General features: G+C 51.6%; 14 protein-coding genes. 7 read left to right on the top strand and 7 right to left on the bottom strand.

What is annotated here, in order from left to right; genetic code table 11:
• Positions 1–5 precede the first annotated feature (5 nt).
• The 3 genes from tauA to mmuP form a co-directional block, all read right to left on the bottom strand.
• A complete protein-coding gene (gene tauA / locus CKK19_RS01750; RefSeq protein ID WP_022647193.1) occupies positions 6–968 on the bottom strand; it encodes a taurine ABC transporter substrate-binding protein in 963 nt (320 codons plus the stop codon).
• Positions 969–1,190: 222 nt separating this feature from the next.
• Positions 1,191–2,123, bottom strand: a complete 933-nt coding sequence (mmuM, locus tag CKK19_RS01745; RefSeq protein ID WP_063854083.1) for a homocysteine S-methyltransferase — start codon at positions 2,121–2,123, stop codon at positions 1,191–1,193.
• On the bottom strand, positions 2,110–3,510 hold the full coding sequence (mmuP, locus tag CKK19_RS01740; RefSeq protein ID WP_063854084.1) for an S-methylmethionine permease: 1,401 nt from the start codon (positions 3,508–3,510) through the stop codon (positions 2,110–2,112). The genes mmuM and mmuP overlap by 14 nt, the downstream gene beginning before the upstream one ends.
• Before the next feature lie 158 nt (positions 3,511–3,668).
• Between mmuP and CKK19_RS01735 the strand changes: the two genes are divergently transcribed.
• Both CKK19_RS01735 and CKK19_RS01730 read left to right on the top strand, forming a co-directional pair.
• Entirely contained in the window at positions 3,669–4,778 is a 1,110-nt protein-coding gene (locus tag CKK19_RS01735; RefSeq protein WP_022647190.1) for an AI-2E family transporter, read from the top strand.
• A gap of 114 nt (positions 4,779–4,892) precedes the next feature.
• On the top strand, positions 4,893–6,677 hold the full coding sequence (locus tag CKK19_RS01730) for a diguanylate cyclase (protein ID WP_063854085.1): 1,785 nt from the start codon (positions 4,893–4,895) through the stop codon (positions 6,675–6,677).
• Positions 6,678–6,699: 22 nt separating this feature from the next.
• On the opposite strand, the gene CKK19_RS01725 is transcribed toward CKK19_RS01730, so the two are convergent.
• Positions 6,700–7,209, bottom strand: a complete 510-nt coding sequence (locus CKK19_RS01725; RefSeq protein WP_063148326.1) for a hypothetical protein — start codon at positions 7,207–7,209, stop codon at positions 6,700–6,702.
• 182 nt (positions 7,210–7,391) lie between these two features.
• Between CKK19_RS01725 and CKK19_RS01720 the strand changes: the two genes are divergently transcribed.
• From CKK19_RS01720 to CKK19_RS01700, 5 genes are all read left to right on the top strand, one after another.
• Positions 7,392–7,886 (top strand): molybdopterin-dependent oxidoreductase, encoded by a 495-nt coding sequence (locus CKK19_RS01720; RefSeq protein WP_022647187.1) that lies wholly within the window; start codon positions 7,392–7,394, stop codon positions 7,884–7,886.
• 17 nt (positions 7,887–7,903) lie between these two features.
• Positions 7,904–9,841, top strand: a complete 1,938-nt coding sequence (locus tag CKK19_RS01715) for a putative bifunctional diguanylate cyclase/phosphodiesterase (RefSeq protein WP_063850154.1) — start codon at positions 7,904–7,906, stop codon at positions 9,839–9,841.
• A 259-nt stretch (positions 9,842–10,100) separates the two neighbouring features.
• Positions 10,101–10,358: a YjhX family toxin gene (locus tag CKK19_RS01710; protein ID WP_022647185.1), complete on the top strand. Its 258-nt coding sequence runs from the start codon at positions 10,101–10,103 to the stop codon at positions 10,356–10,358.
• Positions 10,359–10,368: 10 nt separating this feature from the next.
• Positions 10,369–11,115, top strand: coding sequence for an SAM-dependent methyltransferase (locus tag CKK19_RS01705; protein WP_023299407.1), 747 nt, complete (start codon positions 10,369–10,371; stop codon positions 11,113–11,115).
• A 169-nt stretch (positions 11,116–11,284) separates the two neighbouring features.
• A complete protein-coding gene (locus tag CKK19_RS01700) occupies positions 11,285–11,779 on the top strand; it encodes a DUF523 domain-containing protein (protein WP_022647183.1) in 495 nt (164 codons plus the stop codon).
• Between the two features lie 366 nt (positions 11,780–12,145).
• Here the strand turns inward: CKK19_RS01700 and hha are convergent, their stop codons facing one another.
• The 3 genes from hha to CKK19_RS01685 are packed head-to-tail and all read right to left on the bottom strand — an operon-like array spanning position 12,146 to position 16,085.
• On the bottom strand, positions 12,146–12,349 hold the full coding sequence (gene hha, locus CKK19_RS01695) for a hemolysin expression modulator Hha (RefSeq protein WP_074174434.1): 204 nt from the start codon (positions 12,347–12,349) through the stop codon (positions 12,146–12,148).
• Positions 12,350–12,399: 50 nt separating this feature from the next.
• Positions 12,400–13,470: a fimbrial protein gene (locus CKK19_RS01690; protein ID WP_162270387.1), complete on the bottom strand. Its 1,071-nt coding sequence runs from the start codon at positions 13,468–13,470 to the stop codon at positions 12,400–12,402.
• Positions 13,471–13,499: 29 nt separating this feature from the next.
• On the bottom strand, positions 13,500–16,085 hold the full coding sequence (locus CKK19_RS01685; protein WP_225455019.1) for a fimbria/pilus outer membrane usher protein: 2,586 nt from the start codon (positions 16,083–16,085) through the stop codon (positions 13,500–13,502).
• Positions 16,086–16,102: the final 17 nt, after the last annotated feature.

Genomic DNA, 16,102 nt, shown 5'->3' with positions numbered 1-16,102 from the left:
CCCCCTTATTTCACAAAGCGGTCGGTCACGAACCGGCTGTAATCCGCTGCCACCGCAGGCACTTTGCCCTGCTCTTTCAGGAACGTCGCAGTGTCGACAATCGCTTTGCTCACCGGCCCGTTCAGCTGCTGGACCTGCTGCGCAGGTGTCAGATAGGTGTTGCCTTTCACCAGCCCCGGCACGTCAGCTTCCGGCACGCCGCTCAGACGTGAGAGTTTCTCCAGGTTGGCGGGCTGTTTCAGCCATTCATCCGGGTTGCTGATGTAAGGCTGCTGGGCCTCGATGGCGCTTTTGGCGAAGGCTTTCACCACTTCAGGGTGTTTTTCGGCAAAGTCCTTACGAACGACCCAGACATCAAGTGTTGGCGCCCCCCATTGCCCCACTTTTTCGGAGTCGGTCAGCACGGTGCCGTCTTTTTCCAGCTCGTTGACGGCGGGCGCCCAGACGTATGCTCCGTCAATGTCGCCACGCTGCCAGGCGGCAATAATCGCTGGAGGTTGCAGGTTGATGATCTGCACCTGGCCCGGCTTAATGCCCCAGTGTTTCAGCGCTGCCAGCAGGCTGTAATGCGTGGTGGAGATAAACGGCACCGCGATGCGTTTGCCAATCAAATCTTCGGGTTTCGTGATGCTTTTCTTCACCACCAGCGCTTCGGAATTTCCGAGCTGCGATGCCAGCAGGAAGACTTCAATCGGCACCTGCTGGCTGGCGGCAACGGCCAGCGGGCTGGAACCCAGGTTGCCAATCTGCACGTCGCCCGAGGCTAACGCCCGCACAATTGCCGCGCCGCTGTCGAACTTGCGCCAGTCGACATTCGCCCCGCTCGCTTTGGCGAAGGTGTTATCCGCCTGCGCGACTTTCGCCGGTTCCGCGGAAGTCTGATACGCCACGGTGACGTCCACCGCCTGCGCCTGAAATGCCCACAGCGCCAGTGCACCAAGTAACGTGATTCGCGATGAAATTGCCATACCGTCTGCTCCCCTTGTTGTTATAAGGGCAGTATTTCCGGCGTGGGATTTTTGATAAAGGAATAAAAAAGAATCGCTAATGACGATTCGTTTTTAGAAAAAAAGCGGGAAAGGATAGTGAATTTTGTGCGGTTGTTTCGCAGGGTGGCGCTGCGCTTACCCGGCCTACGGTTCGTGCAATTTGTAGGCCGGGTAAGGCGCAACCGCCGCCCGGCAAAGGCCTCAGCGCTGAACCGTCAGCGCAGCAATATCCTGCGGCGTGGTCCGACAGCAGCCGCCAATCAGCTTCGCGCCTGCTTCCAGCCACTGCGGTAAATACCCCGCCAGCGTCACGCACGTTTCACCGTGGTGATGCCAGGTTTTACTCACCGCATCGTAATGCTCGCCGGAGTTCGGATAGACCACCAGGGGCAGCGACGTCAGGCTGTGCAGATGCGTCAGCGCCGCCGTGGTGTTTTCCAGCGCGATACAGTTAATCCCCAGCGCGACAACCTGCGGGTAGCTTTCCAGCGCAGAAACAACATCCCGCAGCGGCGTTCCGTCGCTCAGGTGCCCACTGTCACGCAGGGTAAATGAGAACCATGCCCGGGCGCGCGGATACGCCGTCAGCAACGCCGCCAGCGCCTTAATCTCAGTGAACGAAGGCAGCGTTTCACAGGCCAGGAGGTCCGCGCCCGCATCCAACAGCGCCTCTACACGCGGGCGGTGGAAGGCGGTAAATTCTTCAGCGCTACGCACGTAATCGCCGCGATACTCGGAACCATCGGCCAGATACGCGCCGTAAGGGCCCACAGATCCCGCCACCAGCAAAGTGCCTGCATTTGCGTTCTCAGCCAGGTACGCTTCGCGCGCTTTGCGTGCCAGCTCTACGCTTTTGCCGATCAGCGTCCGGGATTGCGACTCGTCCAGCCCGCGAGCGGCAAAGCCTGCGGGTGTCGCCTGATAGCTGGCGGTGATCGCCACCTGTGCCCCCGCGCGGTAGTAGTCGAGGTGTACGTCGCGGATCAGCTCCGGATTTTCCATCAGCACTTTGGCCGACCAGAGACTGTCGGCAAGGTTACAACCGCGCGCTTCCAGCTCCGTTGCCATCGCCCCATCCAGCACGACAAACGGCTGTTTTTCAAGGAGGGCGGTAAGCGGATTATTCTGCGACATGTTCAGGCTCCTGCGTGGTCAGATTTCGGGTCAGGTAGTACGCACCATAACACAGGGCGACAAACGGAAGCCCGCAATAAAGGGCAATACGCTGGCTTGGGTCAAACCACAGGCCGACGCAGGCCACCAGGCAGAGGATAAAGCCAAGCACGGGCACCAGCGGATACCATGGCGCGCGATACTGCAACGCGGATAGCGGCTGGCCGGACTGCACGTGACGGCGACGAAACACGAAGTGCGACGCGCAAATGCTAATCCACACCGCCACCACCGCAAAACCGGAAATGGCTGACAGGGCCACAAACACCGTATCCGGCGCGACCACGCTGGAGAACAACGCCAGCACGCCGCCCAGCATGGAAACAGAAAGCGCCGTCAGCGGCACGCCGTTTTTGTTGACGCGGGCAAAGCAGCGCGGCAACGTTTTCTCGTTAGACAGAGACCACAGCATACGGCCAGAGGCGTACAGACCCGAGTTCGCCGCCGAGAGGATCGCCGTCAGGATCACGAAGTTAAAGATATCCGCCGCATACGGAATGCCGACCTTTTCAAACACCAGCACGAACGGACTTTTCTCCACGCCAGCCTGCTGCATCGGGATCAACGCCGCCAGCACAAACACGGTGCCAATAAAGAAGATGATGAGCCGGGCGATGGTGGTGCGAATAGCAACCGGAATAACCTTGTGTGGGTTTTCCGTTTCCCCTGCCGCGATGCCGATAAGCTCCGTTCCTGAGAAGGCAAAGTTGACCGCCACCATGGTCATCAGGATCGGCAGACCCCCGTGCGGGAACCAGCCTTCGGCGGTAATGTTGCTTAGTCCCGGCGCGGCAGAGCCATCCGCCATCGGGATAAAGCCAAAGATGGCCGCGCCGCCGAGAATAATAAAGGCGACGATGGTGATAACCTTGACCAGCGAGAACCAGAATTCTCCTTCCGCGAAAAAGCGCGTGGAAATCACGTTAAGACCAAAAATCACAGCGCAAAAGACAACGCACCACGTCCAGACGGGAACCTGTGGGAACCAGTACTGCATGCAGAACCCGGCCGCGGTAAAGCTCGATCCCAGCGCCACTGTCCACGTAAGCCAGTAGAGCCACGCCACGGTATACCCCGTCGCCGGGCCGAGATAGCGGGCGGCATAGACGTGAAACGCGCCGGTTTCCGGCATCGCCACGGAAAGTTCGCCCAGGCATTGCATGACCAGCCAGACCACCAGCGCACCGATAAGATATGCCAGCAGCGTGCCCGCCGCGCCGGTTGTCGAGATGATATATCCGGTATTGAAGAATAACCCTGTGCCGATAACGCCACCCAGCGAGAGCATAATCAGGTGGCGGGTTTTCATGGTGCGCTTAAGTTGCCCGTTTTGTTGTTCTGTTTGCATGTTACCTTCTAAACGTATGGACATCTAAACATCCAAAGAAGGAGTGTTATACCGCGTTTGTTAACAAAAAGCCACCCGGCGCGACTTCAGCGCAATTATTGGTAAATCCTTAAATCAGTTCTATAGTCGACACAGTTTCTTCTTCACCAGGACTCACTATGCGATTTAACGGACTGACCAAAGGTTTCTTTATTCTCATCCTGGCCCTTGTAACCTGGGCCTTCTTTGACGTGCTGTCTCCCTATTTCTCGGCGATTCTGTGGGCCGCGATCCTGACCATCATTTTCAACCCGGTGAAAAACAAACTGCGTACCGCGCTGGGCGATCGCAACGGGCTGGCTTCACTCCTCACACTCGGCATTATCTGCCTGATTGTGTTTATTCCGTTGATGGTGATCCTTTCCTCGCTCGCGGTGGAACTGAACATGGTCTACACCAGGCTGCAACAGAACAACACGCAGTTCCCGGAAGTGATCGCCGGTATCTTCAACCGCCTGCCGGACTGGGCCAGCGGCTTCCTGGCGGATCACAACCTGACCAACGCCGCGCAGATCCAGAAAAAACTCTCCGATGTCGCGTTACAGGGCGGGCAGTATCTGGCGGGCAGCGCGTTCCTGATTGGGAAAGGGACGTTCGGCTTTGCCATCAGCTTTGGCATTATGCTGTATCTGCTGTTTTTCTTGCTGAAAGACGGGCCGTATCTGGTGCGCCAGATCCTCGACTCGCTGCCGCTGTCTGACTTCGTCAAACAGCACCTGTTCGCTAAGTTTGTCGGCGTGTCGCGCGCCACGGTAAAAGGCACGGCGGTCGTGGCGGTGGTTCAGGGCACGCTTGGTGGTATTGCCTTTGCTATTGTCGGTATTGACGGCAGCGTATTGTGGGGCGCACTGATGGCATTTCTCTCCCTGGTGCCTGCCGTTGGGTCGGCCATCGTCTGGGTTCCCGCCGCCATCTTCCTGTTTGCCACTCACCAGCTGTGGCAGGGTCTGTTCATTGTGGGCTTCTTCGTCATTATCGTCGGGCTGGTGGACAACCTGTTGCGTCCGCTGCTGGTGGGCAAAGACACCAAAATGCCGGACTACCTGATACTGATCACCACGCTCGGCGGTATGGAGCTGTATGGCATTAACGGCTTTGTGATTGGGCCGCTGATTGCCGCTCTGTTTATCGCCTGCTGGAACCTCTTCTCCGGCCGCGACCACGCAGGCAACGCCGAGGAGCTGGACGCAGACTTTATCGAAGAGGGGAGAAATTCTCCGGATCTATAAAGAAACGCGTTCTGTGAGGCGGCCCTGTGCCGCCTTTTTTTTCGCGATAAATCAGAGGTTTTCTATAATCTGAAATGAACGCTCTTCCACATTTGTCGTAGAAGGATCCAACAGGTGCGAATCGCCACGATCACGAACTGGGCTTATGGTGTCACGGTGTGCCTGACCATTGCCTCCGGCATCGTCATGCTGATGGCTTCCCACGCCGATAACATCGAACGTGAAGCCGTTAAACAACGCCAGGTCTTCGATCAGCTGACGGAGGAGATCGAGACAGACACCTGGATGCTCTCCGATCTGGCGCGGCTTTACGTCATCCAAAAAGAGCCCGAGGTGCTTGAGAAATATCAGGCGAAAGAAGCCGAGCTGAAGAATATCGAACACACGCTGCGACAGCTCAAAAATACGGGGGCATCGGGCGAAGAGCTGGCGCTGCTGTACGACGGACTGAAAATTGTAGACGATCTCCAGGATGAACAGCAGGCAGCCATTGACGGCATCACCCGTGGCGAGGAACAGCAGGCCGTTTCGCTGCTGTTTGGTAAGAGCTATGAGCTGGAACTCGAACGGGCACACAACACTATCGAACGCTTTCGCATGCTGCTGGACAAGCGCATTATTGCCGACGTGCAGGCCGCAACCAAAACGTCCAAAACGCTTCGAACGGCCTCTGAGGTGATGGTCGGCCTGACCGCCCTGCTCTTCCTGTTTGTGATGGTTTTCATCCTCAAGCGCCGCGTACTCCGTCCGGTGGTGCGTCTGAGTGACGTAGTTCATCGTCTTGCATCGCAGGATTACGCCGTCGAAACGCCGAACTTTACCCAGGTTGATGAAATCGGTGATATGGCGCAGGCCATCCGCATCTTCCGTGAGAACGGGCTGGCAAGGCAGCGGCTGGAAAAAGAGCGCGATGCTGACTGGGCCATCCGCGAACTGCTGGCGCGAATGACCCAGCGGTTGCAGGGCTGTGAAAACTTTGCCGACGTGATGAATGTGGCGGAGCTGTTTGCACCCAATATTGCGCCGGGGGTTTCAGGGCGTCTGTATATTCTGGAACGCGAGCCGTGGCAGATGCGCTGTACGGCCGAATGGCTATCGCCAGAAGGGGATAAAAAGCCGTTCCATCCTGACGAATGCTGGGCCGTCCGGCGTGGTCAAAGCCATCCGCCAGTGAACGGCGAGCCGGATATCGGCTGTTATCATCTGCCCGAATCACAGGCGCAGCAATCGCTGTGCGTTCCCCTGATTGCTCAGGGCGAGGCGATTGGATTGCTCTCATTCCAGAACATCACGCCTGAAACCGCGCCGTCCCGCGCCTATCTGGAACTGATGGCCGAGGCGCTGGGACTGGCGCTGGCCAACCAGCGGCTGCGCGATGCGCTGCTGGAAAAAGCCCTGTTCGATCCCTTGACGGGGCTGCGTAACCGCCACCATCTGGAAGATACGTTACGTACTCAAATGAAGCAGGCCGTGCGTAACGAGGAGCCGGTAAGCTGCCTGATGATCGATATCGATCACTTCAAGAGCATTAATGACCGCTTTGGTCATGAGGCTGGCGATCTGGTGATCAAAAGCGTGGCAGCCATTATTCAACGGGCGGTACACGATAGCGGGCTGGCCTTCCGCTATGGGGGTGAAGAGTTTTTGGTGCTTCTTACCGGTGCAGATGAGGAAGAAGCGCACGCCGCTGCAACGGAGATCTACAACAGCGTGCATGCGCTTTCGCTGCGCTACGGGCTTTCGGAGATTGGCCCGGTGGATGTGTCGATCGGGATCGCCAGCTATCCGCAGCACGCCCAGAGCGATAATCTGCTGCGCGCGGCGGACGTCGCGTTGTACCGGGCGAAAGAGCTGGGCCGCTCGCGGATTGTCAGCTTTGGGATGCTGGAGGCGGGCTAAAGGGGTTATTCGAGCCTGAGGTTCAGGATCGCGCGATCGCCCAAAGCACCACCATACCCAGCGAATTACTCCGCTTTTCCACGTACAGGGTGCCATCGATTAAATAATATCCCTGAGGATAACAGATGCGGATCTCTCTCTTGAGTTCCGGCTCATAGACTTCCGCCCCCGAACAGCTATTTCTGCTGCCGGATTCATACCGGTAATGTTGGCTCCAGGCAGAGTATTCTCCGTTCAGTAGCCAGGCCGCGGTAAAGATGACGAAAATGGCAACCGGCAGGCTGAAGATGATGAGGCCGAGGTAAAGTTTGACAACGTCAACAAGGGTTTTGTCTTTAAACGCCCTCTTCGCGGCGAACATCACTATCGCCACCAGCGGCAGCAGCAATGTGACAGCCGCAAGATACTGTTCCCCCAGGGCCGTAAGAAATGTCACGCGATAAATCTCGATTGACCAGACAACAAAGCCAAATATCAACGCTAACCCGCCAACGATGAGTGGAATTAAAAAGGCATAGCTATCTTTTTTCATGATGGACGGTTCCTTGTCATGCGTCTGCGGTAAGAAGGTTAAGCATCGCTCGGGTGGCTGCCGACTGACGGCGTTTTTACATCCTGATTATGATGGATAAACGTGGGGAGAGATAAAATATATAAACTAGTAGGATAACTAAATTATAATTCTTATACTTATGTTAAAACGTGGAGGCTGAAATGCGATTAATCCTAATGCTGTGCTGCTTTTTAGTGCAAAGCGTCACCCTGGCTGGTGAGTTGCCAAAACCTGCTGGTAAACCCATTTTAACGATTTACGGTAATATCGAGAACACGAATGAAAGTGGAAAAGCCGTGTTTGATATCGCCAGCCTTGAAAAACTCGGTATGGTGAGCTTCCAGACATCATCCCCCTGGTATAATGGCCGCACAAAGTTTGAGGGTGTTCCAATGAGCAAACTCATGGATTATATTGGCGCAAAGGGTAACGTGGTTAATGTTATAGCGCTTAATGATTACGCGACAGCCATCCCGCTCAGCGACTTTAAAAAATATAATGCCATACTCGCTTTGAAGGTTAATGGTGAATATATGCGCATCCGAGATAAAGGTCCGGCATTCATTGTATATCCCTACGACAGTCTTCCTGAATTAAATAATCAGATATATTACTCGCGATCGGCATGGCAGGTCAGCAAAATGAAGATTGAATAGCAGTTCAGGAGAACATAATGAACAGGATACTGGTTGGTATCATTTTTTCTCTTTTTATCACGACTGGATATATTGCTTTTCTTGTTTACGATCGACAGCAGGAGCTCCAAAAACTGACTCATTACACGGAGTCATGGTCTGTCGCCCAACTGGTATCCGAATATTACCGCTTTGAATCATGGCTTGGTCTGTACGCAACCGATTCCGATGACGTTACGATAGACCAGGTCCGGATGCGGCTGGAAATTATGCTAAGCCAGAATGATCTGTTTAAGGAGGGGGATTTAGGACATTACATTAAAAACGTTCAGGCACATCATGACCTCGCGTTAAGCCTTGATAAAATCCTTACGTATCTGGATGCTAACCTCGAAAAAATGAGCCATTCGGATGTAAAAACATACCTTCATACCATGCATTTGCTGGATGCTCCACTCAGTCAGCTTTCATCAAGCGCGTTAACGAAAGACATTAGCACGATTAACAGTAGCAACCATAAAATACAGATCCTGTATTATATTTACTCAGCCCTCTCTTTACTGCTGATCATTCTGAGTATTATCCTGGGTTTTTTAACGATCTATCAAAATAAAAACATCCTTAAAGCGCACAGGCAGGTTGAAAGTCTTGCAGAAGAACTCCAGTTATCCAAGGAGACCCTACAGATTCAGAATTCAAAACTAGAGTATGACGTTTACCATGATTCCCTCACTGGCATGAAAAACCGTCTGTACTTCTGGGATGAGCTCAGCAAACTCAATCTTGAGGCCGAAGAAAATCATGTTCCCGTTACGGTAATGTTATTTGATTTAGACCGATTCAAAGAGGTCAACGATACCTATGGTCATGATGCTGGCGATTTACTGTTACGTCAGGTATCCAGGCGATTGACCGCCATGAGCAATATTTCAGACAGATTTTACCGTTTAGGCGGAGACGAGTTTGCTTTTTTAGCCAGCGGGTTAAACGAAAGCGAAGCCGTTTTGCGCGCTAGAGAGATCAGCGAGAATATCAGTAAACCCTATACGATTAATAACCAGCTCATAAAAATTGCCACCTGCGTGGGTATTGTTTTATCAGATAATGAACGACGTGCTGATTATCTTTATAAGTTCGCCGATCTGGCGCTCTATGAAGCCAAAAAGGCAGGCTCACAGCAGATTAAAGTTTTCCGTCAGCGAATGCTTCAGAAGTTACAGGAGAGCAGAACGCTTGAAAATGATATGGCAAGGGCGATTGAAAACAATGAGTTTATTGTTTATTACCAGCCTATTGTGAATTCCGTCAGCAAGGAAATTTACGGCTATGAAGCGCTTATTCGCTGGATGCATCCTGTAAAGGGAATGCTTTCCCCGGATAGCTTTATTTTCGCCGCTGAAAAAACAGGCATGATCAACGAGATAGGTAAAACCGTACTTAAACTGGCCTGTAGGGAAGCGGTCTCCTGGGCTGTTCCGGCCAGGATCTCCGTAAACGTCTCGCCTGTTCAATTAGGCAGCAAATCATTTATTAATACGGTGCAGACCGTTCTGGCTGAGACCGGGCTCCCGGCTAACCGTCTTGAGTTAGAGGTCACGGAGTCATCCCTCTTTAGTGACAGAAATAACCCCATTGCGATTCTGAAAAAACTCCGCGCACTGGGCGTAAGAATTTCCATTGATGATTTTGGCACGGGTTATTCGTCGCTCTCCAGACTCAGCGAACTGAATTTTGATAAAATCAAGATCGATAAATCTTTTGTCAATCCGATATCTACACAAGAAGATGCGCTTAATATTGTGAAGCTTATTACCGGTATGGCTAAGAGCCTTAATATGGGCGTTATAGCCGAGGGCGTTGAGACCGAAGAGCAGCTTGAGCGGCTTCAGGCTCTGGGTTGCGAGCTTGTGCAGGGATATCTTTTCAGCAAACCACAGCCTCAGGTCGACAGCAAAATTAAGAGCGGCCAGGAATGAATCCCTCTCCTCAGCCCGATGCCAACCGTGATCACGTTTTTCACCCCTGGGTATTCACTTATAAAAATCAGGTGTTATCATTCACCCCGTAAATACCTTTCAACTCAACCCGAGGCTTTGATGCTGGAGAATGTAATCATCCGATAATCAGCTTACCGACCTTTCCAGGCCGGACTGATTATCAATGCGCCGAAATCGAATGCGGACACCGCTGTGTGTTTGCACGTTTTGCACATGATGATTAAACAGGTTTTCCAGTATGAATTTATCCCGTCAGGAACAACGTACCTTACACGTTCTCGCCAAAGGTGGCCGTATTGTGCACGTCCGCAATACCTCCGGCCGCGTCACCGCCGTTGAATGCTATAGCCGCGAAGGGCTACTGCTGGCTGACTGCACGCTCGCCGTTTTCAAAAAGCTCAAAACCAAAAAGCTGATCAAATCCGTTAACGGTCAGCCCTACCGCATTAACACTACGGGGCTGAACAATGTTCGCGCTCAGCCTGATAATCGTTAAGGAGAGGATGATGGATATCCCACGTATTTTTACTGTTAGCGAAAGCGAACACCGCATTCATAACCCCTTTACACCAGAGAAGTACGCGACGCTGGGCCGCGTGTTACGCATGAAGCCAGGCACACGCATTCTCGATCTCGGCAGCGGCTCGGGAGAGATGCTTTGCACCTGGGCACGTGATTACGGTATCACCGGTACCGGCATCGACATGAGCCCGCTCTTCACCGCGCAGGCCACGCGGCGCGCAGAGGAACTCGGCGTCAGCGAACGCGTCCATTTCATTCATAACGACGCGGCTGGCTATGTCGCGAATGAAAAATGTGACGTGGCGGCCTGCGTTGGCGCAACCTGGATTGCGGGTGGCGTAGCCGGGACGATGGATCTGCTGGCAAAAAGCCTCAAGCCCGGGGGAATAATGCTCATTGGCGAACCGTACTGGCGTCAGGTACCCGCGACGGAGGAGACAGCCCAGGCGTGCGGCGTCTCGTCGATTGCAGACTTTCTCACTCTGCCCGGTCTGGTTGCGTCTTTCGATCAACAGGGCTATGACCTGGTTGAAATGGTGCTGGCAGATCAGGAAGGCTGGGACAGGTACGAAGCCGCAAAATGGATGACCATGCGTCGCTGGCTGGAGGAAAACCCAGAAGATGACTTCGCGCAGGAGGTTCGGGCGGAGCTGACGATAGCGCCTGAACGTCATGTGACGTACTCGCGGGAGTACTTTGGCTGGGGAGTGTTTGCGTTAATGGCGCGATAATATGGCGCTGGCGGTATAGCCTTGGGGGTATACCGCCATTCGGCGTTTACGATCATGCTTTTTCTCAATCAGTCTAAAGATACAGCGCAGCATTCCCCCGCTAAGAGACAGATATATACAAGTAATGTGTTAACATACAGCTATACGGGTTACGTCATATTAGATAACGATGATCAATAAAATACTGGTAAGTGCATGCCTGACGGGACTCAAAGTACGTTATGACGGAAGTGAGAAAGCACAGATGTCAGATCAGTTGCAGCGCTGGCAGAAAGAAGGACGCCTTGTGATCTTCTGTCCAGAACTGGCCGCCGGTTTATCAGTGCCCCGTCCTCCGGCTGAAATTATTTCTGCTGAAATTAAAGATACATTGCTGGCGCAGGTCAGAATAATTGAAATTAATGGGCAGGATGTCACTGAACAATATCAGCTCGCCGCCAGATTAGCGCTTCGTACCGCTCAGGAGTCAGATTGTACCGCGGCGCTATTAACCGACGACAGCCCAACATGCGGTAGTCAATTTATCTATGACGGTTCATTCAGCGGCCAGCGTAAGTCAGGAATGGGTGTCGCTGCATCGCTACTCTCCAAACATGGTATAGCCGTATTTTCTGAGAAGAGGCTCGCCGATCTGATTGCCTGGATTGATGAAAAAGAAAAGTGAGTTCTTTTTAAATAGCTACGGACAAAACTCACTTAATCCGTTTATGTCATTTTTTGAGAAAAACACGCTTCACAAAACCTTTCTGAATCTCATTAATTTTAATCAGCAATCGATTTGGTGGAACGTTAGCGCGGAAATGTCGATGAGATCAGGGATAGACACATGAAAATTGCTAAAAATATGATCATCTCAGCCATCCTGTTACCTTTCTAGTGATTATCTGCGGATGGCCAATAACGTCATAAAATTTAACGTGCATGGAGCATTCAGCCCACCTGACGACGAGAAGGTTACTCTTCTTCCAGCCGTCAGGTTTGACATAACATAACGTCACGCAGGCGCTGTGCTACCTGCCACGCCCGCATTTTATTTCACAAATTTCCACACTTCCGGAGGTACCTTGTCGTAAAGTTTCCCCATTGTCAGTTCGGCCAGTCGATGATCGACCGCAGAGTTAAATGTCTCCAGCTCATCACTGGAAAGAGAATAGGTGTTTTTATCTATGAGTTTTTCTAACGTATCTTTTGATGTACACCGCCTGAGTTGTAAAAGCCATTCATGTCTGGTCATATCGACTCTTTATTTTCAATGAATAAGGGACTAAATTATTATTTATCACACTAATAATAATTTATCGTAAACGTCAGCGCCGACTCCGCTGAACCAGGAGTCACCTGCCCGCCTGACTGTATATATCTGGCCTGTAAGGGTATACGGAATCGAGTTATGCCCGTATTTCCGGTCACGGGGCCCAGAGGATCAAAAGCTGTTCCCATTTTTATCATGCTGGTATCATTTTGCTTTCTGACCTGCATATCTATCCCCGTTGCACTGCCAGTACCTGATTTGAGACTGAATGAATCAGGTGTAGGGTTGCCATAAACGGGATTAATCAATACACTCATTTGGTTTTTTGCCTGAAAATATCCTGGATAATTCCCCGGGCAATTATCTAATTCAATGTTGAAATCCACCCATTGACTGGTACTTCCCACACCGGTGAAATCAGTCGTTTTATATTTTCCCATTGGCACGACCACATCAGGTGTCTGGCATGTAAACGGAATAACATTCACTGAGCCGCTAAAAGATACAGACCCCATCGTTATTTTCTTTCCGTCATAGAGTGTTCCATCACTCTTATAAATCATGCCGTATATGCCGAAGGTGGGCAGGTCATTCCCCGATAAAAATCCTGGCTGTAATAAGGAGTTGTTAACTAATACTATAGAATACGCACCCGAAGCATAGCCAGCGGTTACACCGGTATCGGAAATGATTACTTTATTAATTGTAGTCACCGCCATCCCTGGTGGTGAAGCGAGAGGATTCATGAATCCAACCCCAAATGCCGGAGCATTCAATGCAACGACACTGTAAAACCCTGAAGTCCCGGAATTTAAAAAATAAGAGCTACCATATGAACTCAATGGCTCTAGAAAAACATATAGAAAATAAACTTCTTGGTCTCCACTGGTTACATGACAATTATAAGTGTCATAATTATTAACCAAATTGGCATAATTATATATCACAGGGGTCAACGGCGGCAAATCCACTCCGGGTGAAATACTACCAGGCAATACTATCTCTATGTGGCCAATATTCGTGTCGTCACAAACAGGTGCAGCTAAGGCCACCGACGGGAAATGCGCCATGATGAACAATGAAATAGCGAGTAACATTTTCATGCTACTGCGTGACAGAAACCCTACCGCATTCAGTAACATTCCAGGACCTCTTTCTTCATATTAATTGCTGAACCTTCTTCGGAAATGATAACTTTCATTTTGCATTGTCCCTGATTACCTGCCTTCAGTTTGAGAATATGAGTGCCTGGCTCAAGGCGAACAAATATCTGCCCGGCCTGGCCGACGGTCGTAATATAATTACCTTTCTCATTGCTGATATCCGCGCCGAAGGGGGCTGGTTTTCCTTTCCATCGGGCAGAAATCAGTACGGGGACCCCTGTCTGCGTATGATATTGAACCTTTACAATGGCACCGGCGTAGGGGACCACCTTACGTGACGTGCTCTCAAAACCGACATTGTTTGTCGCATCCTTTGGATCGATGGCCACTTCATTCAGTTCATATGCATTCAGATAAGGCACTGCGGCATAACCGGCATTATCAATGCGGATACCAGGGTAAGAGGAAACCCGGGCACCTTCGGCTCCTCTGGCTTCAATCAACGCCCAGGTATCTGAGGTGTAAGGACTGAGGGTTGCGCCAGCGGAATGCAGGAGCACGGATCCATTCGCACCAAATGACTGGCTCTGGTAGTGATTACCAACGCTGCTGCTGGCATTAAGATAGGTATATGGTGTCCGCCACTGCCCGTTAACATACAGGCTGCTGCCGGTTGCGCCGCTGGTATTGCGGGCTGTTACCCCATAGCTGTACTGGTTGTCTTCGCCGGCAGTTCCGGACAGGGAGGCCGCCTCAGACCATGAACCATCATTGTTGCGCCCTGTTTCCAGACGCGCGGATGGAATGTGTGTATCTCCGGCAGTACCGAGAGGGAAGCTGAGGGACAGAAGCCAGCTGGTATCGCTTTTGCCGTACCAGGTGTATGTCCGGTTGACATTCAATCCGTAAGTGACTGAATTCCAGCTATTACTGTAACCGACCTGGAATTGTTTATCGGTATCCTTACTGTTCCAGTAATTCTGTAATGACGCACTTGAATAGAACTGTCCCAGACCTGCTGGAAGAGACTGACTGGCAGTCAGGGTATAGCGGCTTTTGGAACGTTTCAGACGCTGTTCAGCGTAACCACGCGCCAGCAGATCTTTTGTCATCATGGCTGTTGCCAGATCGTAATAGCCCTGAGTTGAAAAACGATAGGTTGCCAGCGTCAGATTGGTACCCGTCCGGGGGATAAATTTTGAATAGCTGAGTCTGTAGCTCTGTCCGGATGACGTTTTATGGCTATACTCCTGACCGTTCGGGTTGCCCGCGAAAGAAGCGTGCGACTGGGTGATATCCAGAGAAATCGCCCCGGCCTGCGTTCCTAATGCCATACCTGCCTGAGCAGCATAATAACCGTCGCTTTGTTGCCAGCCAGTATAGCCCGTCAGGTAATTTGTCAGGCCGTGCTGCCAGGTTGCCTCATAAAACTCTGGTTTATCTCTAAGGTTGAGCTGGCGTAATTTACCCGCCGTAAAGGAATAGCGGTACGACCCCGGTCTAATGAGCTGGGGCATCGCGGTATATGGGACCAGAAAAAAGTTTTCATTGCCATCTGCCTCCCGGACGGTCACTGTCAGGTCACCACCAAATCCTGTCGGATAAAGATCGTTAATGACGAATTCACCCGGGGACACGGTAGTTTCGTAAATAATGGCGCTGTTCTGGCGTACAGTGACTTTCGCATTCGTTCTGGCCATCCCCCTGATTTCAGGTGCATAACCCCGCAGCGAAGCCGGATACATGCGCTCATCGCTGGCAATTTGCATACCGGAAAAGGGCAGTGAGTCAAAAACCCTGCCTGTAGTATTAGACTGGCCGACAAGTAAGCGGCCTTTAATGAACGGAATATCCCGCTGCGCATACGAGTTCAGAGACTGATAATCCTTTTTCCCGTCATCTGACCAGGAATAAGAGCCATTATGACGGAAATACCATGCACCAAGATTAAATCCGGTATTCAGCGAGGCAAACAACGATTTATAATCGTAATGACTGGACTGACTTGTCCAGGCGTTGAGGCCATAGCTGAGAAATGCTGCTGGTATACCGCTATCCCAGAGTTCCGGGTTCACGAAACCACGCGCAGAGCGATGGACATATTTTTGCGGCAACGTAATATCCAGTACCTGCTCACCGGCATCGAATTCGACCCTGGCATTCGGGATGCCAGATAAGATCTCGGTGCAGCCATCAGAATTTGGCTGTCGCACTGTGTCGGTCTCATTGATTCTTTCCCAGGCCAGAGGGATCGCTTTCAGTAATTCCGGCGTTATACAGACATAACCAGAGTTATCCGCCCGGGTTTTAATCTCGATATTTTCATTCCCTACTTCACTCCCATTTACCCGAATAGAGGCATAATATTTCCCGGGTAAAAGAAAACCGCGCTTTGAAAAGCGGCTGATATCGACGGGTTGATTGTTTTGTAACATCAGTACATCACTGATAAATTCAACGTCCCCGGTCCCGGGGTCAGGTATCACTTCTGACAGAGGATTCTCAGGCTGCGCTCCTGTGTGTTCCATTGCTTCAGTTGAATGCGATATACTGCAAAAACCCGCAACAGCTGCTGCAAGAAAGCTCTTGCGGAAATATTTTTTATGGTTTTTCACGTTATATTCCCTGTCAA

It is taken from the genome of Enterobacter sp. CCUG 70166, from assembly GCF_020224095.1.
GTDB lineage: Bacteria > Pseudomonadota > Gammaproteobacteria > Enterobacterales > Enterobacteriaceae > Enterobacter > Enterobacter intestinihominis.
Note: the sequence above shows the minus strand (reverse complement) of the source record. Positions and strands in the feature narration are given on the sequence as shown.

Excerpts from the sequence above, each read along its gene's own strand:
- tauA (WP_022647193.1), bottom strand. The coding sequence starts at position 968 with ATGGCAATTTCATCGCGAATCACGTTACTTGGTGCACTGGCGCTGTGG.
- mmuM (WP_063854083.1), bottom strand. The coding sequence starts at position 2,123 with ATGTCGCAGAATAATCCGCTTACCGCCCTCCTTGAAAAACAGCCGTTT.
- mmuP (WP_063854084.1), bottom strand. The coding sequence starts at position 3,510 with ATGCAAACAGAACAACAAAACGGGCAACTTAAGCGCACCATGAAAACC.
- CKK19_RS01735 (WP_022647190.1), top strand. The coding sequence starts at position 3,669 with ATGCGATTTAACGGACTGACCAAAGGTTTCTTTATTCTCATCCTGGCC.
- CKK19_RS01725 (WP_063148326.1), bottom strand. The coding sequence starts at position 7,209 with ATGAAAAAAGATAGCTATGCCTTTTTAATTCCACTCATCGTTGGCGGG.
- CKK19_RS01720 (WP_022647187.1), top strand. The coding sequence starts at position 7,392 with ATGCGATTAATCCTAATGCTGTGCTGCTTTTTAGTGCAAAGCGTCACC.
- CKK19_RS01715 (WP_063850154.1), top strand. The coding sequence starts at position 7,904 with ATGAACAGGATACTGGTTGGTATCATTTTTTCTCTTTTTATCACGACT.
- CKK19_RS01710 (WP_022647185.1), top strand. The coding sequence starts at position 10,101 with ATGAATTTATCCCGTCAGGAACAACGTACCTTACACGTTCTCGCCAAA.
- CKK19_RS01705 (WP_023299407.1), top strand. The coding sequence starts at position 10,369 with ATGGATATCCCACGTATTTTTACTGTTAGCGAAAGCGAACACCGCATT.
- CKK19_RS01700 (WP_022647183.1), top strand. The coding sequence starts at position 11,285 with ATGATCAATAAAATACTGGTAAGTGCATGCCTGACGGGACTCAAAGTA.
- hha (WP_074174434.1), bottom strand. The coding sequence starts at position 12,349 with ATGACCAGACATGAATGGCTTTTACAACTCAGGCGGTGTACATCAAAA.
- CKK19_RS01690 (WP_162270387.1), bottom strand. The coding sequence starts at position 13,470 with ATGAAAATGTTACTCGCTATTTCATTGTTCATCATGGCGCATTTCCCG.